The sequence below is a fragment of the Streptomyces sp. NPDC043746 genome (assembly GCF_056436485.1).
This window is the reverse complement of record NZ_JBWKCM010000021.1, coordinates 119169-139353: the sequence shown is the minus strand read 5'-3', so window position 1 is coordinate 139353 and position 20185 is coordinate 119169. Positions and strand designations below refer to the sequence as shown.

General features: G+C 70.4%; 13 protein-coding genes, 1 tRNA gene and 1 pseudogene. 12 read left to right on the top strand and 3 right to left on the bottom strand.

Translation table 11 applies throughout. From position 1 onward, the window contains the following. Window positions 1-242 precede the first annotated feature (242 nt). Window positions 243-315: transfer RNA gene (locus AC0682_RS22305), tRNA-Thr, on the top strand. A gap of 73 nt (window positions 316-388) precedes the next feature. On the opposite strand, the gene AC0682_RS22300 is transcribed toward AC0682_RS22305, so the two are convergent. Continuing rightward, on the bottom strand, window positions 389-3016 hold the full coding sequence (locus AC0682_RS22300) for a SpoIIE family protein phosphatase (protein ID WP_478534799.1): 2628 nt from the start codon (window positions 3014-3016) through the stop codon (window positions 389-391). Between the two features lie 398 nt (window positions 3017-3414). Here AC0682_RS22300 and AC0682_RS22295 point away from each other — a divergent pair, with 398 nt between their 5' ends. The 11 genes from AC0682_RS22295 (at window position 3415) to AC0682_RS22245 (ending at window position 18996) form a co-directional block, all read left to right on the top strand. Next, a complete protein-coding gene (locus tag AC0682_RS22295; protein WP_478534798.1) occupies window positions 3415-8847 on the top strand; it encodes a HAMP domain-containing protein in 5433 nt (1810 codons plus the stop codon). 244 nt (window positions 8848-9091) lie between these two features. Continuing rightward, entirely contained in the window at window positions 9092-9775 is a 684-nt protein-coding gene (locus AC0682_RS22290; protein WP_019766422.1) for a response regulator, read from the top strand. Between the two features lie 173 nt (window positions 9776-9948). Then, complete coding sequence (locus AC0682_RS22285; protein WP_478534797.1) at window positions 9949-12735, top strand: DNA translocase FtsK; 2787 nt, start codon at window positions 9949-9951, stop codon at window positions 12733-12735. A gap of 381 nt (window positions 12736-13116) precedes the next feature. Next, window positions 13117-13920 carry a helix-turn-helix domain-containing protein gene (locus AC0682_RS22280; protein ID WP_254811531.1) on the top strand — a complete coding sequence of 268 codons (804 nt, stop codon included), beginning with the start codon at window positions 13117-13119 and terminating at the stop codon, window positions 13918-13920. 158 nt (window positions 13921-14078) lie between these two features. Further along, window positions 14079-15560 (top strand): 30S ribosomal protein S12 methylthiotransferase RimO, encoded by a 1482-nt coding sequence (gene rimO, locus AC0682_RS22275; protein WP_084991774.1) that lies wholly within the window; start codon window positions 14079-14081, stop codon window positions 15558-15560. Then, on the top strand, window positions 15557-16450 hold the full coding sequence (gene pgsA / locus AC0682_RS22270) for a CDP-diacylglycerol--glycerol-3-phosphate 3-phosphatidyltransferase (RefSeq protein ID WP_478534796.1): 894 nt from the start codon (window positions 15557-15559) through the stop codon (window positions 16448-16450). Before rimO ends, pgsA begins: the two co-directional genes overlap by 4 nt. Continuing rightward, complete coding sequence (locus AC0682_RS22265; protein ID WP_478534795.1) at window positions 16447-16956, top strand: CinA family protein; 510 nt, start codon at window positions 16447-16449, stop codon at window positions 16954-16956. The genes pgsA and AC0682_RS22265 overlap by 4 nt, the downstream gene beginning before the upstream one ends. Before the next feature lie 109 nt (window positions 16957-17065). Continuing rightward, on the top strand, window positions 17066-17449 hold the full coding sequence (locus tag AC0682_RS22260) for a helix-turn-helix domain-containing protein (RefSeq protein WP_254811528.1): 384 nt from the start codon (window positions 17066-17068) through the stop codon (window positions 17447-17449). Between the two features lie 242 nt (window positions 17450-17691). After that, window positions 17692-18162, top strand: coding sequence for a Dps family protein (locus AC0682_RS22255; RefSeq protein ID WP_254811527.1), 471 nt, complete (start codon window positions 17692-17694; stop codon window positions 18160-18162). A gap of 37 nt (window positions 18163-18199) precedes the next feature. Continuing rightward, entirely contained in the window at window positions 18200-18373 is a 174-nt protein-coding gene (locus tag AC0682_RS22250; protein WP_478534802.1) for a CsbD family protein, read from the top strand. Between the two features lie 191 nt (window positions 18374-18564). Next, entirely contained in the window at window positions 18565-18996 is a 432-nt protein-coding gene (locus tag AC0682_RS22245; RefSeq protein WP_478534803.1) for a hypothetical protein, read from the top strand. Here the strand turns inward: AC0682_RS22245 and AC0682_RS22240 are convergent. Further along, a pseudogene (locus AC0682_RS22240) lies at window positions 18950-19218 on the bottom strand (SDR family oxidoreductase); the annotation flags it as partial. The gene AC0682_RS22245 and the pseudogene AC0682_RS22240 overlap by 47 nt on opposite strands. Before the next feature lie 88 nt (window positions 19219-19306). Further along, complete coding sequence (locus tag AC0682_RS22235) at window positions 19307-20158, bottom strand: Fpg/Nei family DNA glycosylase (RefSeq protein ID WP_478534794.1); 852 nt, start codon at window positions 20156-20158, stop codon at window positions 19307-19309. Between the last annotated feature and the right edge of the window lie 27 nt (window positions 20159-20185).

Below are 20185 nucleotides of genomic sequence, written 5' to 3'. Positions count from 1 at the left end.
GGTACTGCAGGGGGGACCCTGTGGGAGAGTAGGACGCCGCCGAACAATTTTTCTGGGAAAGCCCCGTACCGTATGGTGCGGGGCTTTCCTGCGTTGCGGGACCGTAGTCCGGATCGGATCCCGATGGTTTCCTCCTGCCGGGCCGAGCTGCCGCACTGGCCCCGGGAATGCCCGTGCCGGCCGCGATTATGCGTATCCGCTGATCCCGTGTATGGTTTACCTCGTTGCCACAGCGCAGCAAGGCCCCAATAGCTCAGTCGGTAGAGCGTCTCCATGGTAAGGAGAAGGTCTGCGGTTCGATTCCGCATTGGGGCTCAGAGAGAAAAGAAGGCCCCCGCCACTCGGCGGGGGCCTTTCGCGTTTGTGTCACGCTCCTGGACCGACGGCCTCAGGCGCGGGGCGGTTCCGGGACGCGCATCGCCAGGATGGCCATGTCGTCCGATGCGGGCTCCGCCGCGAAGCGCTCCACGGCCCGCAGGATGCGGGCGGCGACTGCTCCGGCCGTCAGGCCCGTACAGGTCGACAGGACGTCCGCGAGGCCGTCGTCGCCGAGCATGCGGGTGCCCTCGCGGCGTTCGGTGACGCCGTCCGTGACGCAGAGGAGGACGTCGCCCGGGTCGAGGGTGACCTCCTGCTCGTACAGTTCCAGGTCGTCCAGGACGCCGAGCAGGGGCTGCGGTTCGGCGGCGGGCTCCACGGTGCCGTCCTGGCGCAGGCGGAGCGGCAGCGGGTGTCCGGCGCAGACCACCTTCAGGAGGGCGCTGCCGTCCTCCTGGGGCCACAGCTCGCCGTAGAGGAGGGTCAGGAAGCGGCTGCGGGCACCCTCGTCGAGGATGGCCGCGTTGAGGCGCTCCAGGACCGCTGGACCGGGGAAGCCCTCGCGGGCCAGCAGGCGCAGGGCGTGGCGGGCCAGGCCGGTGACGGCGGCGGCCTCGGGGCCCGTACCGCAGACGTCGCCGATGGCGAAGCCGTACGCGCCGTCGCGGATCGGGAAGACGTCGTAGAAGTCGCCGCCGACCTCGTTGCCCTCGCCCGCGGCGCGGTAGATGACCTCGATCTCGACGTTCGGCACGTCGGGGAGGCCCGGGGGCAGCAGGCTGCGCTGGAGGGACTGGCTGATGGCCATGCGCTCCGAGTACAGGCGGGCGTTGTCCAGGGCCAGGGCGGCCCGGCGGGAGAGGTCCTCGGCCAGTTCCAGGATCTCCTGGCGGAAGTGGTCGTCCGAGGGCTTCCCGAGCGTCAGCATGCCGATCACGCGGTTGCGGGCGACCAGCGGCAGGACCACCGTCTCGCCGCCGACCGCCTGGGCCGTGGCGAGGATGGTGCGGGTGGCCGTGGACATGCTCAGCGGCGCGTCGTGGTCCAGGCTGCGGGTGGAGGTGGAGAGAGCGGCCCGGTGGCCGGCCTCGGACGGGGCGGCCCAGATGCGGGCGCCCGGCGTCGGGACCGGGTCTGGCGGGGCGATCTTGGAGAGCAGGGCCTTGAGGCCGTCGATGAGGTCCTCGTCCTCGTGGAGCACGTACGAGAGGTACGGGTCCGAGGACTGGTCCGCGATCGTGTAGACCGCGCACCAGGTGGCCAGGGTCGGGACCGTCATCTGAGCCATCAGCGCCAGCGTCTGGTCGCGGTCCAGCGTCCCGGCCAGCAGGTCGGAGGCCTCGACCAGGAACGAGAGGGAGCCACGGCGGAGCCGTTCCAGCTCACCGAGGCGGGCGGACTCGACGGCCAGGGCGATGCGATCGGCGGCGAACTGGAGGCGCAGGGCCTCCTCGTTCGAGTAGCGTCCCGGAGCCTCGGCCGCGACGCCCAGGGAGCCCGTCAGACGGCCCTCGACCTTGAGCGGGACCGTGACGACCGAGCGCATCCCGGTGTCGGTGAGGAGCGGGACGGCGCCGGGGACGGCCGTGAGGTCCTCGTGGACGGCCGGCATGCGGGCGGAGCCGTAGCGGCCCGTTCCGGCTTCCACGGGCACTCTGGCGAAGCGCTGGCGGGCGGAGGGCAGGCCGGTCGTGGCGCGGACCTCCAGCTCCGTCTCGTCGTCCGTGGCCAGCAGGAGGAACGCGGCGTCCGCGTCGAGCATGTCGCGGGCCCGCTCGACCGTCCGCTGGAGCAGGCCGTCCAGGTCGTCGGGGGCGGGGGAGCCGATGAAGACCTCGAACGGGTCCGTGGTGCGGTTCTCGGCGGAGGAGTCGGAGACCGGGGCGCGGACCGGGGACTGCAGGACGGCGCGCTCGTGGTCGCGGACGAGCAGGCAGACCGTGGACGGTTCGCCCTCGGTGTCGCGGACCCGCAGGTGTGAGGCGTAGACGGGGGTGATCCGGCCGTCGGCGCAGCGGATGCCGTAGCTGCCCTCCCAGCGGGAGAGCCGGAGCGCGTCCGCGATGCCGGTGTTGGTGCCCGGGGTGTGCGGCCAGGCCACGAAGTCGGTGAGCTGCTTGCCGGCGACCTGGTCCGCCGCGTGACCGAAGAGGAAGGCCGCGTCGTCGTTCCAGGCGGCGATCGAGCCGGACTGGTCGATCTGGACGACGGCCACCCGTACCCGCTGGTCCGCCACCGGCAGCAGCGCGGTCGGCAGCAGCGGTCCGGCGGAGCGGATGCCTACCGGGCGCTCGGGGAGGTCCAGCTGGAACCAGACATGTTTGCGCGTGGGGGTGTATTCGACGCCCCAGCGGGCGGCCAGGGCCGCGCAGAGCAGGAGGCCCCGGCCGTTCTCGCGGTCCGGGGAGCCGAAGTCGAGCCCGCTGCTCTGGAGCGGGACCTCACGCTCCGGATAGTGGTCGGCGACCTCGACGCGTACGCCGTCCTCGGTACGGAGGCAGAGTACGTCGGCCGCCGTGCCCGCGTGGATCACCGCGTTGGTGACCAACTCGCTGGTGAGGACGACGGCGTCGTCGACGACATCGTTGTATCCCCACCCCTGGAGGGTGTCCCGGACAAAGGCGCGGGCGGTCGCGACCGAGCGCCCGACCGGTTCGAAGGTGGCGGCCGCGCGCGCGGTGATCACAGCACTCCCCATATGGTGTCTCGTCGCTTCCCCGAGTCCTGTGCCCGTTTCTCGCCGCTTCGATTCGCTTGCCAGGCTAGACGTTCGTCAAGGGTGCCGGGTACACGAGGGCCGAGATCGGGACAGGACGGTACGGGGCCGTGGGCGGGGCGCACGCGTAGGCATCCCGGTGGCGGGGACGGGGTGTGAGTGGGGGAGGTCGCCCGTCGACCTGTTCCGGCCTGGTACGTTGCAACGATTTGACGTCCGCCCGGTCACCCGTTGACGGTGTGCTGGGGCGGTGAGCCAAAGTGGAACTGGGCAAACTTCCGGATAGGCCCGAGCCGAACGGTCAACCCTGCGGGAGGGACACGGTGGAGTCTGGCGTGGCGGCGCGGGGTTCTCATACGCGCACAAAAGGCGGACAGTCCGTGAAAAAACAGCGCAATGGCACCGTCGAGGTCGACGCGGCAGCTCTGAACAGACTGCTGGCGGGTCTCGTGGCGATGCGCGACGGCAATTTCCGCAGGCGGCTGACCGTCTCCGGCGACGGTGTGCTCACCGAGATCGCGGCGGTCTTCAACGAGGTCGCGGACCGCAATCTGCACCTCACCGGCGAGCTGGCGCGGGTGCGGAGAGTGGTCGGGCGCGAGGGCAAGCTGACCGAACGGCTGGAGACGGGAGCTCTGGAGGGCTCCTGGGCGGCCGCGATCGACGCGTCCAACGAGCTGGTCGACGATCTCGCGCGGCCGGTCTCCGAGGTGGGCCGGGTGCTGTCGGCGGTGGCCGACGGTGACCTGGAGCAGCGGATGGAGCTGCGCTCGCACACGACGGACGAGACGGTACGGCCGCTGCGCGGCGAGTTCCTGAAGGTCGCCCGTACGGTCAACAACCTCGTCGACCAGCTGTCGGTCTTCACCGAGCAGGTGACGCGCGTCGCGGTGGAGGTCGGCACCGAGGGCAAGCTCGGCGGGCAGGCGCAGGTGCGGGGGATGTCCGGGTCCTGGAAGGACCTCACGGACTCCGTCAACACGATGGCGTACCGGCTCACCGCTCAGGTCCGGGACATCGCGCTGGTGACGACGGCGGTGGCCAAGGGGGATCTGTCGCGGAAGGTCACCGTCCATGTGGCCGGTGAGATGCTCCAGTTGAAGAACACCGTCAACACGATGGTCGACCAGCTCTCCTCGTTCTCCTCGGAGGTGACGCGCGTCGCCCGTGAGGTGGGCACGGAAGGCGAGCTGGGCGGTCAGGCGACCGTGCCGGGCGTGGCCGGAGTGTGGAAGGACCTCACGGACTCCGTCAACACGATGGCGGGCAACCTCACCTCCCAGGTGCGCGGGATCGCGGAGGTGACGACGGCGGTCGCCAGTGGTGACCTGACGCAGAAGGTCACGGTGAGCGCGCGCGGCGAGGTCGCCCAGCTCGCCGAGACGATCAACCAGATGACCGAGACGCTGCGTACCTTCGCGGACGAAGTGACACGTGTGGCGAGCGAGGTCGGTGGTGAAGGACTCCTCGGTGGCCAGGCCCAGGTGCCGGGGGCCGCGGGGACGTGGAAGGACCTCACCGACTCGGTGAACACGGTCTTCCGGAACCTGACCACACAGGTGCGGGACATCGCGCAGGTGACGACCGCGGTGGCCAGCGGTGACATGTCGCAGAAGGTCACGGTCGACGTGGCCGGGGAGATGCTGGAGCTGAAGAACACCGTCAACACGATGGTGGACCAGCTCCAGTCGTTCGGTTCCGAGGTGACCCGTGTCGCCCGCGAGGTCGGCGTGGAGGGCCGTCTCGGCGGTCAGGCCCAGGTGCCGGGGGCCGCGGGGACGTGGAAGGACCTCACCGACTCGGTGAACACCGCTTTCCGCAACCTCACCGGCCAGGTGCGGGACATCGCGCAGGTGACCACGGCCGTCGCCAACGGTGACCTCTCCCAGAAGGTCACCGTGGACGTGGCCGGGGAGATGCTGGAGCTGAAGAACACCGTCAACACGATGGTGGCGCAGCTGTCCAGCTTCGCGGACCAGGTGACGCGGATGGCCCGGGACGTGGGCACCGAGGGCCGTCTCGGCGGTCAGGCCCGGGTGGACGGTGTCTCCGGTACGTGGAAGGAGCTGACGGACTCCGTCAACTTCATGGCCGGCAACCTGACCTCCCAGGTGCGGCAGATCGCCCAGGTGACGACGGCGGTGGCGAGGGGCGACCTGTCGCAGAAGATCGACGTGGATGCCCGGGGCGAGATCCTGGAGCTGAAGAACACGATCAACACCATGGTCGACCAGCTCTCGGCCTTCGCCGACCAGGTGACCCGCGTCGCCCGTGAGGTGGGTACGGACGGGCGGCTCGGCGGTCAGGCGCAGGTGCCGGGTGTGGCGGGAGTGTGGCGCGATCTCACCGACTCGGTGAACGGGATGGCCGGGAACCTGACCGCTCAGGTCCGCAACATCGCGCAGGTCGCCACGGCGGTGGCGCGCGGTGACCTGTCGCAGAAGATCGACGTGGACGCGCGCGGCGAGATCCTGGAGCTGAAGAACACCCTCAACACGATGGTGGACCAGCTCTCGAACTTCGCGGAGCAGGTGACGCGGGTCGCCCGCGAGGTGGGTACGGAGGGCATTCTCGGCGGTCAGGCCGAGGTGCAGGGCGTCTCCGGTACGTGGAAGGACCTCACCCAGTCCGTCAACGGCATGGCGAACAACCTGACCCTTCAGGTCCGCAACATCGCGGAGGTCACCACCGCGGTCGCCAAGGGCGATCTCTCCAAGAAGATCACCGTCGATGCCAAGGGCGAGATCCTCGAACTGGTCACCACCGTCAACACGATGGTCGACCAGCTGCTGAACTTCGCGGACGAGGTCACGCGTGTGGCCCGTGAGGTGGGTACCGAGGGGATTCTCGGCGGTCAGGCGCGGGTGCGCGGGGCGACCGGCATCTGGAAGGACCTCAGTGACAACGTCAACCTGATGGCCAACAACCTGACAAGCCAGGTGCGGAACATCTCCCGGGTCTCCTCCGCGGTCGCCAACGGCGATCTGACGAAGAAGGTCACCGTGGAGGCGCGCGGCGAGGTCGCGGAGCTGGCGGACACCGTCAACACCATGGTGACGACGCTCTCCTCGTTCGCGGACGAGGTCACGCGTGTGGCCCGTGAGGTGGGTACGGAAGGCGAGCTGGGCGGTCAGGCCCGGGTGCCGGGCGTGTCGGGGACCTGGAAGGACCTCACGGAGTCCGTGAACTCGATGGCCTCCAACCTGACCGGTCAGGTGCGGCAGATCGCCACGGTCACCACGGCCATCGCCAAGGGCGATCTGACGAAGAAGATCGACATCGATGCGCGCGGTGAGATCCAGGAGCTGAAGAACACCATCAACACGATGGTCGACCAGCTCTCCTCGTTCGCCGAGGAAGTGACCCGGGTGGCCCGTGAGGTGGGCACCGAGGGGCAGCTGGGCGGTCAGGCGCGGGTGCGGGACGTGGACGGCACCTGGCGCGACCTCACCGAGTCGGTGAACGAGATGGCCGGGAACCTGACCCGCCAGGTGCGGGCCATCGCGGCCGTCGCCACGGCGGTGACGCGAGGCGATCTCAACCTGAAGATCGACGTGGACGCTGCCGGTGAGATCCAGGTACTCCAGGACAACATCAACACGATGATCGCCAACCTGCGCGACACCACGCTCGCCAACAAGGAGCAGGACTGGCTCAAGGGCAACCTGGCCCGGATCTCCGGTCTGATGCAGGGCCGCCGCGATCTGGACGACGTGGCCTCGCTGATCATGAGCGAGCTGACACCGGTGGTCTCGGCGCAGCACGGCGCGTTCTTCCTGGCCATGTCGCCGGGCGACTCGGACGAGGTGGGTCCGGACAACGGCGACGACGGTGCGTACGAGCTGCGGATGCGGGGGAGTTACGGCTACTCCGCCGGGTCGATGCCGACCTCGTTCCGTCCCGGTGAGACGCTCATCGGGACGGCGGCCGAGGAGAAGCGGACGATCCAGGTCGACAACGTGCCGCCGGGCTATCTGAAGATCTCCTCCGGCCTCGGGGAGGCGCCGCCCGCCCATGTGATCGTGCTGCCGGTGCTCTTCGAGGGCAAGGTGCTCGGCGTGATCGAGCTGGCCTCCTTCCAGCCGTTCACCCACATCCAGCGGGACTTCCTCAACCAGCTCGCCGAGATGATCGCGACGAGCGTGAACACCATCAGCGTCAACACCAAGACGGAGAAGCTCCTTGAGCAGTCGCAGGAGCTGACCGAGCAACTGCGCGACCGCTCGCAGGAGTTGGAGAACCGGCAGAAGGCCCTCCAGGCGTCCAACGCCGAACTGGAGGAGAAGGCCGAGCTGCTGGCCCAGCAGAACCGCGACATCGAGGTGAAGAACACCGAGATCGAGGAGGCGCGGCAGGTGCTGGAGGAGCGTGCCGAGCAGCTCGCGGTCTCGATGCGCTACAAGTCCGAGTTCCTGGCGAACATGTCGCACGAGCTGCGCACCCCGCTCAACTCGCTGCTGATCCTGGCCAAGCTGCTGGCGGACAACGCCGAGGGCAACCTCTCGCCGAAGCAGGTGGAGTTCGCCGAGACGATCCACGGGGCCGGTTCCGACCTGCTCCAGCTGATCAACGACATTCTGGACCTGTCGAAGGTCGAGGCGGGCAAGATGGACGTCAGTCCGACCCGGATCGCCCTGGTCCAGCTGGTCGACTACGTGGAGGCGACCTTCCGCCCGCTCACCGCGGAGAAGGGGCTCGACTTCTCCGTGCGGGTCTCGCCGGAGCTGCCCGCCACCCTGCACACCGATGAGCAGCGCCTGCTCCAGGTGCTGCGCAACCTGCTGTCGAACGCGGTGAAGTTCACCGACAGCGGCGCGGTGGAGCTGGTGATCCGGCCGGCCGGCGCCGATGTGCCGAACGCGATCAGGGAGCATCTGCTGGAGGCCGGCTCGCTGCGGGACGCCGACGCGGACCTGATCGCGTTCTCCGTGACCGACACCGGGATCGGGATCGCGTCCAGCAAGATGCTGGTGATCTTCGAGGCGTTCAAGCAGGCGGACGGGACGACGAGCCGCAAGTACGGCGGTACGGGACTCGGGCTCTCCATCAGCCGGGAGATCGCACGGCTGCTCGGCGGCGAGATCCACGCGGCGAGCGAGCCGGGCCGGGGGTCGACCTTCACCCTGTACCTGCCGCTGCACCGGGCCGAACTGCCGCCGCAGGGCTTCCCGCAGGTGGGTTCCGGTGCGGGGGAGGGGCTGGCCGCCGGGGTCGAGAACGGGAAGGCGCCCCAGGGCGGCGAGTCCGCCCCGCTCGGTGACCCGGCCAACTCCGCGGGGGTGTTCCGGCGCCGCCGCAAGGCCCTCGGGGACGCGGCCAGGCGGCCCGCGCTGCCCGCCGGTCGGGCGCAGGGCGAGACCGTTGCGCAGGAGGAGTGGGTGCAGGCCGGTGCGAGTGCGGCGGAGGAGGCGGTGGAGCCCCGGCGGACGTTCCGGTTCCGAGGTGAGAAGGTGCTCATCGTCGACGACGACATCCGCAACGTCTTCGCGCTCACCAGCGTGCTGGAGCAGCACGGACTCTCCGTGCTGTACGCGGAGAACGGCCGTGAGGGGATCGAAGTCCTGGAGCAGCACGACGATGTGACGGTCGTGCTGATGGACATCATGATGCCCGAGATGGACGGGTACGCGACCACGACCGCGATCCGGCGGATGCCGCAGTTCGCCGGACTGCCGATCGTCGCGCTGACCGCGAAGGCGATGAAGGGCGACCGGGAGAAGGCGATCGACTGCGGTGCCTCCGACTATGTGACGAAACCGGTCGACCCTGACCATCTGCTTGCGGTGATGGAGCGGTGGATGCACGGAGAGTGATCGGATAGGGAGTGAATCGGTGTGAGTTGTTGACCGACTGTGCGCGAACGGGTGTGAAACCGCTGCATCCGGGGAACCTTCTGGTCTCCCACCGCGTTTGCGGTATGTGCACAGTGACATCGCGGTGACAGGGTGTGGTGACGGGCGGGGTGCAGCTACCATGACCGGCACAAGGACGGACGGCGTAAGGGAGTCGTCCCCTGGGGCGGCACCCGGTGCGTTTCCGGGGCGAGGAGGGCGGGCCATGGTGCAGAAGGCCAAGATCCTCCTGGTCGATGACCGGCCGGAGAATCTGCTGGCGCTGGAGGCCATCCTCTCTGCGCTCGATCAGACACTGGTCCGGGCATCGTCAGGGGAGGAGGCGCTCAAAGCGCTGCTCACGGACGACTTCGCGGTCATCCTGCTGGACGTCCAGATGCCGGGCATGGACGGTTTCGAGACCGCCGCCCACATCAAGCGGCGTGAGCGGACCCGGGACATCCCGATCATCTTCCTCACCGCGATCAACCACGGCCCGCACCACACCTTCCGGGGATACGCGGCCGGTGCGGTGGACTACATCTCCAAGCCGTTCGACCCGTGGGTGCTGCGCGCCAAGGTCTCCGTCTTCGTCGAGCTGTACATGAAGAACTGCAAGCTCCGCGAGCAGGCCGCGCTTCTGAGGCTCCAGTTGGAGGGCGACGGACACGCGGGCGGGGCGCACGAGAAGGAACCGGCCGGTCTGCTGGCCGAACTCTCCGCGCGGCTCGCGGCGGTCGAGGAGCAGGCGGAAGCCCTCTCCAAACAGCTCGACGACGAGTCCGCCGACGCGGCGGCAGTCGCCACGGCCGCCCACCTCGAACGCAAGCTGACCGGACTGCGCCGCGCCCTCGACGCGCTGGAGCCGGGCACGGGCGGCGGCGCCGGCATCCTGCCCGCGCAGAACTAGCCGCCCAGCTCCAGTCGTACGTATCCCGGAAGCGGGCGCAGGCGCCCCCGCCCCCGCCGGTTGCGCCCCTCGCCCTGAGGGCTTGTCAGCTCCCGGTCGCAGGGCGGCGACACGGTCGGGTGAACCCGTAGGCGAACGTCTTCACGGGCGTGGACAGCGGTAACCTCGGCACCATGGCCTCACGTACGTCCGGCAAGGGATCCCCGTCCGCAGCGGGCGCCGCGAAGCGCGCCGGCCGTACGCCAGGGCCGGCCAAGAAGGCCGCGCCCGCCAAGAAGGCCGCCCCGAAGAAAGCGCCCGCGCCCGCGAAGAAGGCACCCGCCAGGAAGGCGGGGGCCAAGCGGCCCGCGCCCAAACCCGCACCGTCCCCCACCAACGGCGTGTACCGGCTCGTGCGCGCCATCTGGCTCGGCACGGCCCACGGCATCGGAGCGGTGTTCCGCTCCATAGGGCGCGGTGCGAAGGGACTTGACCCCGCCCACCGCAAGGACGGCCTCGCGCTCCTGCTCCTGGGCCTCGCGCTGATCGTCGCCGCCGGCACCTGGTCGAACCTCCAGGGGCCGGTCGGCGACCTGGTCGAGATGCTGGTGACCGGGGCGTTCGGCCGGCTCGATCTGCTCGCGCCGATACTGCTCGGCGCCATGGCCGTACGGCTCATCCTGTATCCGGAGCGGCCCGATGCCAACGGCCGGATCGTCATCGGGCTCTCCGCCCTGGTCATCGGCGTGCTCGGCCAGGTCCACATCGCGTGCGGCGCGCCGGGGCGCGACGACGGCACGGAGGCGATGCAGGACGCGGGCGGGCTGGTCGGCTGGGCCGTCTCCAAGCCGCTGATCTTCATGATGGGCGAGGTCCTCGCCGTACCGCTGCTCGTGCTGCTCACCGTCTTCGGTCTCCTCGTCGTCACCGCGACCCCGGTCAACGCCATCCCGCGCCGGCTCCGGCAGCTCGGCGTCCGCCTCGGCATCGTGGAACCGGCGTACGAGCCGGGCGCGGGCAGCGAGCACGACGACGAACGGTACGAGGAGCAGTGGCGCGAGGCGCTGCCCGCCGGGACGCGGCGCGGCTCCGCCCGCCGCCGGGACCCCGACGCCGTGTACGACCACGACAGCGCCGAGGAGGAGGCCCTCTCCCGGCGCAGGAGGCCTCGCAGGCCCGCCGCGCAGCCCGTGATGAACCGCCCCCTGGACGCGGTGGACGTGGCCGCCGCCGCGGCCGCCGCGCTGGACGGGGCCGTACTCAACGGCATGCCGCCCTCGCCGGTCGTCGCGGACCTGACCCAGGGCGTCTCGGCGGACCGGGAGCGCACCGGCACGCCCGTGCCCGGGGCCCGGGAGGCCGAGGCCGAGCGGCCCAGGCCGGGGGTCCGGAAGGCCCTGCCCGAGTCCGGCGACGCGGCGGAGCGCTCCGGGGGAGTGCCCGACCTCACCAAGCCGGCCCCCGAGGCCTCGACCGGGCTGCCCGCCCGCGCCGAACAGCTCCAGCTCTCCGGTGACATCACGTACTCCCTCCCCTCGCTCGACCTGCTGGAGCGCGGCGGACCCGGCAAGACCCGCAGCGCCGCCAACGACCTCGTGGTCGAGTCGCTCACCACCGTCTTCAGCGAGTTCAAGGTGGACGCGGCGGTCACCGGCTTCACCCGGGGGCCGACGGTCACCCGTTACGAGGTGGAGCTGGGCCCGGCCGTCAAGGTCGAGAAGATCACGGCGCTGACCAAGAACATCGCCTACGCGGTGGCCAGCCCGGACGTGCGGATCATCTCGCCGATCCCGGGGAAGTCGGCGGTCGGGATCGAGATCCCCAACAGCGACCGCGAGATGGTCAACCTGGGAGACGTGCTGCGGCTCTCCGAGGACGACGACCCGATGATGGTGGCCTTCGGCAAGGACGTCGAGGGCGGCTACGTCATGCACAGCCTGGCGAAGATGCCGCACATGCTGGTGGCCGGAGCCACCGGGTCCGGAAAGTCGTCCTGCATCAACTGCCTGATCACCTCGATCATGGTGCGGGCCACCCCGGAGGACGTCCGGATGGTCCTCGTCGACCCCAAGCGCGTCGAGCTGACCGCGTACGAAGGCATTCCGCACCTGATCACGCCGATCATCACCAACCCCAAGAAGGCCGCCGAGGCGCTCCAATGGGTCGTACGGGAGATGGATCTGCGCTACGACGACCTGGCCGCCTTCGGCTACCGGCACATCGACGACTTCAACAAGGCGGTACGGGAGGGGAAGGTCAAGCTCCCCGAGGGCAGCGAGCGCGAGCTGTCGCCGTACCCGTACCTGCTGGTGATCGTCGACGAGCTGGCCGACCTGATGATGGTCGCCCCGCGTGACGTCGAGGACTCCATCGTCCGCATCACCCAGCTCGCCCGCGCCGCCGGCATCCACCTGGTGCTCGCCACCCAGCGCCCCTCGGTCGACGTGGTCACCGGGCTCATCAAGGCGAACGTCCCCTCCCGGCTCGCCTTCGCCACCTCCTCCCTCGCCGACAGCCGGGTCATCCTCGACCAGCCCGGCGCCGAGAAGCTCATCGGCAAGGGCGACGGGCTGTTCCTCCCCATGGGCGCCAACAAACCCACCCGTATGCAGGGCGCCTTCGTCACCGAGGACGAGGTCGCGGCCGTCGTCCAGCACTGCAAGGACCAGATGGCCCCGGTCTTCCGGGACGACGTCGTGGTCGGTACGAAGCAGAAGAAGGAGATCGACGAGGACATCGGCGACGACCTGGACCTGCTCTGCCAGGCCGCCGAGCTGGTCGTCTCCACCCAGTTCGGGTCGACCTCGATGCTCCAGCGCAAGCTGCGCGTCGGCTTCGCGAAGGCGGGGCGGCTGATGGACCTGATGGAGTCGCGTTCCATCGTCGGCCCCAGCGAGGGGTCCAAAGCACGCGACGTCCTGGTGAAGCCCGATGAGCTGGACGGGGTGTTGGCCGTCATCCGCGGGGAATCCGCTCCCTGAGGGCTGCCCCGCAGAAGGGGCCCGGTCCGCGGCGGCTGCCCGGTTCCGCACGCGGTGGGCCGACTCCGTACAGGCGAATCCATCCGTAAAGGTTCTGTGGGCAACCGTTTCGCGCGGTCGTACGTCAAGTTGGAGGGGGATGGAACGGTGTTCCACCCCCCTCCTGTCCAGCCCGTAGCTCCCTACCCTGTTCGGCCCACTCCAGGTTGCCCAGTCCTCGACAGGGGCACGGTCCCGGGCCCGCTCCGTCCGCGGAGGGGGTCCCGGGGCCGCCCGGCGAACCCGATGGCGTACAAAGTCCTCCCTCCCGGTTGCCCCTCCCTTTCGTACCCCCCCTAGACTGAACATCCAGCAGGTGGCTCACGCTCGAAAGGCGCCCCCGTGTCCATCGGCAACTCCCCCGAAGACGACCGGCCTTCGATCGGTCGTACCCTTCAGCAGGCCCGCATCGCCGCGGGTCTGACGGTCGAGGAAGTCAGCAGCTCCACCCGGGTGCGCATCCCCATCGTGCACGCGATCGAGGAGGACGACTTCTCGCGCTGCGGCGGTGACGTCTACGCACGCGGCCACATCCGCAACATCGCCCGTGCCGTCGGTATCGACCCGGAACCCCTGGTCGAGCGGTACGACGGTGATCACGGCGGCCGTCCCGCGCCGACCCCCGCGGCACCCCTGTTCGAGGCGGAGCGCATCCGTTCCGAACCGCGGCGGCCCAACTGGACCGCGGCCATGGTCGCGGCCATCGTCGCCGTGATCGGTTTCGTCGGCTTCACCCTCTTCAACGGCGGGGACGACAAGCCCTCGAACACCGCCCAGGTCGCGGAGGGCTCCAAGCCCGACAAGACCGCCGCCAAACCCACCACCACCAAGCCGGCCGACCCCGAGCCCGTGCCCTCCGAGAGTGCCATCGCCGCCGCCCCCCGGGACAAGGTGACGGTCAAGCTCGGCGCCAACCAGGGCAAGAGCTGGATCTCCGTCAAGGACCACAACGGCCGGCTGCTCTTCGACGGGCTGCTCCTCGAAGGCGAGTCCAAGACCTTCCAGGACAAGGAGCGCATCGACCTCGTCCTCGGCAACGCCGGGGCGATCGAACTCTTCGTCAACGGCAAGAAGCTCCAGGACCGCTTCGAGCCGGGTCAGGTCGAACGGCTCACCTACACCAAGGGTGACCCCGAGGCCGGCTGACCCCGCGCCTTCGCACCGCGCCGACGGGCGCCCGGCCCAGTGCCGGGCCCCCGTCGCCGTTCCCGGCCCCTTCCCGGCCTGCTACGCGGAGTAACAGCGGCGGGGGCGGGCAACCCTGCACGGCGGGAGGGCCGCCGGGACGAAGTAGTCTTGAGTCCATGCCCGAACGCCGTACCGTCGCCCTTGTCACTCTTGGCTGCGCCCGTAACGAGGTGGACTCGGAGGAGCTTGCAGGCCGCTTGGCAGCGGACGGCTGGGACCTCGTCGAGGATGCCTCCGACGCGGATGTCGCAGTCGTCAACACCTGTGGGTTCGTCGAAGCCGCCAAGAAGGACTCCGTCGACGCCCTGCTCGAAGCCAACGATCTCAAGGACCACGGCCGCACCCAGGCCGTCGTCGCCGTCGGCTGCATGGCCGAGCGCTACGGCAAGGACCTCGCCGAGGCCCTGCCGGAGGCGGACGGCGTCCTCGGGTTCGACGACTACGCCGACATCTCCGACCGGCTCCAGACCATCCTCAACGGCGGCATCCACGCCTCGCACACCCCGCGCGACCGCCGCAAGCTGCTGCCGATCAGCCCCGCCGAGCGTCAGTCCGCCGCCGTCTCCCTGCCGGGCCACGCCCAGGAGGCGCCCGCCCCGGCCCCCGCGGACCTTCCCGAAGGCGTCGCCCCGGTCTCCGGGCCGCGAGCCCCGCTGCGCCGCCGACTCGGCACCAGCCCCGTCGCCTCGGTGAAGCTCGCCTCCGGCTGCGACCGCCGCTGTTCCTTCTGCGCCATCCCCTCCTTCCGCGGCTCCTTCATCTCCCGCCGCCCCTCCGACGTGCTCCAGGAGACCCGCTGGCTGGCCGAGCAGGGGGTCAAGGAGGTCATGCTCGTCTCCGAGAACAACACCTCGTACGGCAAGGACCTCGGGGACATCCGCCTGCTGGAGACCCTGCTGCCCGAGCTGGCCGACGTGGACGGCATCGAGCGCATCCGGGTCAGCTACCTCCAGCCCGCCGAGATGCGCCCCGGCCTCATCGACGTCCTCACCTCGACGCCGAAGGTCGCCCCGTACTTCGACCTCTCCTTCCAGCACTCCGCCCCCGGCGTGCTGCGCGCGATGCGCCGCTTCGGTGACACCGACCGCTTCCTGGAGCTGCTGGACACCATCCGGAGCAAGGCCCCCGAGGCCGGCGCCCGCTCCAACTTCATCGTCGGCTTCCCCGGCGAGACCGAGGCCGACCTCGCGGAGCTGGAACGCTTCCTCACCGGCGCCCGCCTCGACGCCATCGGCGTCTTCGGCTACTCCGACGAGGAGGGGACCGAGGCCCTCGGCTACGAGAACAAGCTCGACGCCGACACCATCGCGGAGCGGCTCGCCCACATCTCCCAGCTGGCCGAGGAGCTGACCTCGCAGCGCGCCGAGGAGCGCGTCGGGGAGACCCTCCAGGTGCTCGTGGAGTCCATCGAGTCGGACGAGGACGGTGAGGTCGCGATCGGCCGCGCCGCCCACCAGGCTCCCGAAACGGATGGCCAGGTGGTCTTCACCACACGCGAGGGTCTCGTGCCGGGCCGTATGGTCGAGGCGAAGGCAGTGGGCACCGAGGGCGTCGACCTGGTGGCCGAACACCACGAGCTTGCGGAGGCAGCCAGATGACGGGAGTCCCGGCATCCGCGGCAGGCGGCTCCGGCGCGAAGCCGGTCCGCGGCGGCAAGCTGGGCGCTGCGGCCGTCAACCAGGCCAGCCTGTGGAACATCGCCAACATCCTGACCATGGTGCGGCTGCTGCTCGTGCCCGGGTTCGTCCTGCTGCTGTTCCACAACGGCGGCTACGACCCGGCCTGGCGCTCGTTCGCCTGGGCGGCCTTCGCCATCGCCATGATCACCGACCTCTTCGACGGTCATCTGGCCCGGACGTACAACCTGGTCACGGACTTCGGGAAGATCGCGGACCCGATCGCGGACAAGGCGATCATGGGGGCCGCGCTGATCTCGCTGTCGGTCCTGGGCGATCTGCCGTGGTGGATCACCGGGGTGATCCTCGCCCGTGAGCTGGGCATCACGCTCATGCGGTTCTGGGTGATCCGGCACGCCGTGATCCCGGCCAGCCGGGGCGGCAAGCTCAAGACCCTGGCCCAGGGGACGGCGGCCGGGATGTATGTCCTGATGCTCACCGGACCCCTGGCCACCCTGCGGTTCTGGGTGATGATGGTGGCCGTGGTGCTGACGGTGGTCACCGGTCTCGACTACGTACGCCAGGCCGTCGTCCTGCGCCGCCGGAGCCTGGCCGCCGAGCGTGCGGCCGTGGGGCGCACGGCGGAGGCGCTCCAGGAGGCCGCGGGGTCGCCCGGGGCCGGCGCTGTCGCCGGCGCGGGGGCTGTCGGCGCGGTGGGTGCGGCCGGGGCGGTTTCCGACGGTGTCGGCGGTTCCGGCTCGGCTGCGGGAGTGGCCGGTGGCGCGAACGGTTCCGGTCCGGTCGTGGCTGGTGACGCGATGCCCGTGGAGCCCGTCGGGGGAGCGCGGGACGGCGCGGAGGCCGAGCGGTGACAGCCGCTGCCCGGGTGCTGGGGCGGCTGGTGGAGCGTGGGGAGACCCTCGCCGTCGCCGAATCACTGACGGGCGGCCTGGTGGCCGCGGACCTCACCGCCGTACCCGGCGCCTCCCGGTCCTTCCGGGGCTCGCTGACGGCGTACGCCACGGCCCTCAAGAGGGAGATCCTCGGGGTGGACGGGGCGCTGCTGGCGGAGCGCGGGGCCGTCGATCCCGAGGTCGCGCGGCAGATGGCGGCCGGGGTACGGCATGCGCTCGGCGCGGACTGGGGGATCGCCACGACCGGGGTCGCAGGCCCCGAGCCGCAGGACGGGCGGCCCGTCGGAACGGTCTATGTGGCCGTCGCGGGACCTTCAGGCGTCGAGAAAGTGTCGGCTCTGCGGTTGAATGGTTCCAGGGCGGACATCCGTAGAGAGAGTGTGCGAAGCGTCCTCGAACTCCTCGCGAACGAACTCGACGGAAATGTGCGGGCACAGGATACGGAACAGATCGGGGGGAATTGATGTTTGCAGCCCTGAGTGAACACGACATCGCTCCCCGCACGGCCGCAGCGCAAGGCGGTACGGTAGGGCGTGAAGGATGCGGCTACGCGGTCCGAGGAGGGAGCCACCGATGATTCTGCTCCGTCGCCTGCTGGGTGACGTGCTGCGTCGGCAGCGCCAGCGCCAAGGCCGTACTCTGCGCGAAGTCTCCTCGTCCGCCCGGGTCTCGCTCGGTTATCTGTCCGAGGTGGAGCGGGGGCAGAAGGAGGCATCCTCCGAGCTGCTCTCCGCGATTTGCGACGCGCTTGACGTACGGATGTCCGAGCTCATGCGAGAGGTGAGCGACGAACTGTCGCTCGCGGAGCTGGCCGAGTCGGCGGCTGCGAGTGATCCGGTCCCAGTACCGGTTCGTCCGATGCTCAATTCCGTCTCCGTCTCGTCGGTCGCAGGAGTGCCGTCGGGACGCGTGACCATCAAGACGCCCGCGGAAGCGGTGGACGTGGTCGCCGCCTGATCCGCGCGCGACGACAGGCAGCAGTGCTCGGCCGGAGTCCCGGTCGGTCCCCCACAGGGACCGGCCGGGATTTTCTTCTTCCCCGCGGACGGGGCGTGTGAGGCGCTGGAGAGCGGGCAGACGGAGGTGGAGGCCAACATGACTGTTTTGCTTGATTTGTGCCATCGTGGGTGGTGCGCCGAAACGGTCGGCGGACCGTCTGACGTCGGTCCGCAGTACGCCTGACGGATGGGAGTGTGTGCATGTCTGTGGTGAAGAGCCCACTGTCCGAGAGCGATCTCAAGCTCGTCGGGGAAGCGCTGCAAGGCGCGCTGGTCGATCTGATCGACCTCTCCCTCGTGGCAAAGCAGGTCCACTGGAACGTGGTCGGCCCGCGCTTCCGGTCTGTCCACCTCCAGCTCGACGACGTGGTCGCGACGGCCCGGCAGCACTCCGACACGGTTGCCGAGCGTGCCTCCGCGATCGGGGTCAACCCCGACGGCCGCTCCACGACCGTCGCCAAGGAGACCGCCATCCGGTCCGTCTCCGACGGCTGGGTCAAGGACACCGACGCGGTGAAGGCGCTGGTGGACGCCCTGGGCGTCGTCATCGGCCGGATGCGGGAGCGCATCGAGGTGACCGACGCGCCGGATCCCGTCACCCAGGACATCCTGATCGCACTGACAGCAGACCTCGAGAAGCACGCCTGGATGTTCCAGGCCGAAAGTGCCTGAGCGGAAGGAACCGAACATCGTGACTGGTGACAACGCCATGGACAAGCTCAAGGGCAAGGGCAAGGAGGCCGTCGGCAAGCTGACCGGCGACCGCCGCAAGGAGTCCGAGGGCAAGGCCGACCAGGCCAAGGCCGCTGCCAAGGACAAGGCAGACGAGGTCGGAGACCGCGCCAAGGGCGTCACGGACTCGTTGCGCGACAACGACAAGTAGCGTTCCCGGGCGCTTGCCGCGCGCCCCGCTGTTCCCGAGTGCCTCCACCGTTCCGGTGGGGGCACTCGCCTATGTGCGGAGGTGCGTGCATGGGGCGCGTGTGAGGGAGCCGTCGGGCGTGCGTTCTGGATGCAAGGGGGGCGCTGCCAGGGGAAACTGCCCGAAAGGGTGTCGGCCGCAGGAGGGCAGCGATGGTGCGGCGATGGGTGCCGGCGCTGGTCCTCGGCGGGCTGTGGTGGTGGGCGGTGCTCCGACTGGCGCTCCAGCCGGAGCAGGCCGGTGTGGTGGAGGGCGCGGTGGCGGCGGGCGGATGGGGGCTGAGCCTGCTGCCGGTCCATGTGGCGGCGGTGGAGTCCGGGGAGCGGTCGGCGGCGGGGCCCGATTCCGCTGCTGCTTCCGGCTCCGGCTCCGGCTCCGATTCCGATTCTGGCCCGGGGGAGGCGGGTGCGGGGCGTGCGGGGCCTGTGGGGGCCGGTGTGGGGCGTGCGGTCATGGGGCGGCTTCGGGCGATGTCCGGGCCGAGATGGCAGCGGGAGCGGGAGCGGGAGCGGGGGTGGTCGGTGGCGAGGGCTCCCCGGGCATGGCGACGCCGCCGTTCGGGCGGAGGGCCCGGCCGGTCGTGAGGGCCGAGGTGTCGGTCGCCGGATGGAGCACCGCGTGGGCCATGTCCTCGGGCTCACCGGCCCGGCCCAGGGGCGGGATCCGGCCCGTCCGGCCCCCGCCCGCTGTCGCTGTCCGGCGTCGTGCCGGTCGGCCATCGGCGTACGGATCCGCCCCCGGGCCACCGTGTTCACCCGTACGGCGTGCGGGCCCGGCTCGGTGGCGAGCGTCTTGGCCTGCTGGACAGGGCGGGACCGTACGGCTGGACGGACGAGCCGTCAGTCGTTGGGCGGGTCGGGCTTCTACGGGTCGGGCTTCCACGGGCCTGAGCTTCTACGGTGTGGGGCCGGATTGGCAGGACGGGCACCAGTACGTGGGCCGGTCGTTCTTGTCGGCCTTGCGGACGGGGGTGCCGCAGCGCAGGCAGGGGCGGCGGTCCCTTCCGTAGACGTACAGGGGCTCCTGGACGCGGGGGGGCGGCAGGGACCGCTTCGGGGGCGCGGGGGCCGTGGCGTACGGGCGGGGGCGGCGTTCGGCGCGGACGGTGGTGGTGCGGGTGGGGCGGTACCGGTTGGCGTCGAGGAGCCGGTGGGCCAGGGTGACCAGCCGGGGGAGGGTGCCGTCGGGGAGGGCGCCCACGGGGAGCCAGGGGGTGACGCGGACCAGGAAGCACAGCTCGCACGTGTAGACATTGCCGATGCCCGCCAGGTTGCGCTGGTCCAGGAGGGCTTCGCCGAGGGGGCGGTCCGGGGCGGCGAGCAGGCGTTCCACGGCGAGGTCGGGGTCCCAGTCCGGGCCGAGCAGATCGGGGCCGAGATGGCCGACGGCCCTGCTCTCCTCCTCGGTGCGGAGCAGTTCGAGAACGGGGAGCCGGTAGCCGACGGCGGTGTACTCGGTGTTGGAGAGGACGGCACGGATCTGGTGCCCGGGGCCGCCGCGCCAGCGCTCGCCCGGTGCGTACACCCGCCAGGCCCCGTCCATCCTGAGGTGGCTGTGCAGGGTGAGCCCGCCCTCGACGCGGGTCAGCAGATGCTTGCCGCGTGCGGTGACGTCGAGGACCGTACGACCGCTGAGGTCGGAGGTGGCGAACCGGGGGACGCGCAGGTCGGCGTGGGTCAGGACCCGGCCCGCCAGCGCTGCGTGCAGCCGGGCGGCGGTCTGCAGGACGGTGTCTCCTTCGGGCATACCTCCATGATGGGCGCACGGGCGTCT

Excerpts from the sequence above, each read along its gene's own strand:
- pgsA (WP_478534796.1), top strand. The coding sequence starts at position 15,557 with ATGACGGGAGTCCCGGCATCCGCGGCAGGCGGCTCCGGCGCGAAGCCG.
- AC0682_RS22235 (WP_478534794.1), bottom strand. The coding sequence starts at position 20,158 with ATGCCCGAAGGAGACACCGTCCTGCAGACCGCCGCCCGGCTGCACGCA.
- AC0682_RS22255 (WP_254811527.1), top strand. The coding sequence starts at position 17,692 with ATGTCTGTGGTGAAGAGCCCACTGTCCGAGAGCGATCTCAAGCTCGTC.
- rimO (WP_084991774.1), top strand. The coding sequence starts at position 14,079 with ATGCCCGAACGCCGTACCGTCGCCCTTGTCACTCTTGGCTGCGCCCGT.
- AC0682_RS22300 (WP_478534799.1), bottom strand. The coding sequence starts at position 3,016 with ATGGGGAGTGCTGTGATCACCGCGCGCGCGGCCGCCACCTTCGAACCG.
- AC0682_RS22290 (WP_019766422.1), top strand. The coding sequence starts at position 9,092 with ATGGTGCAGAAGGCCAAGATCCTCCTGGTCGATGACCGGCCGGAGAAT.
- AC0682_RS22260 (WP_254811528.1), top strand. The coding sequence starts at position 17,066 with ATGATTCTGCTCCGTCGCCTGCTGGGTGACGTGCTGCGTCGGCAGCGC.
- AC0682_RS22285 (WP_478534797.1), top strand. The coding sequence starts at position 9,949 with ATGGCCTCACGTACGTCCGGCAAGGGATCCCCGTCCGCAGCGGGCGCC.
- AC0682_RS22250 (WP_478534802.1), top strand. The coding sequence starts at position 18,200 with ATGGACAAGCTCAAGGGCAAGGGCAAGGAGGCCGTCGGCAAGCTGACC.
- AC0682_RS22245 (WP_478534803.1), top strand. The coding sequence starts at position 18,565 with ATGGTGCGGCGATGGGTGCCGGCGCTGGTCCTCGGCGGGCTGTGGTGG.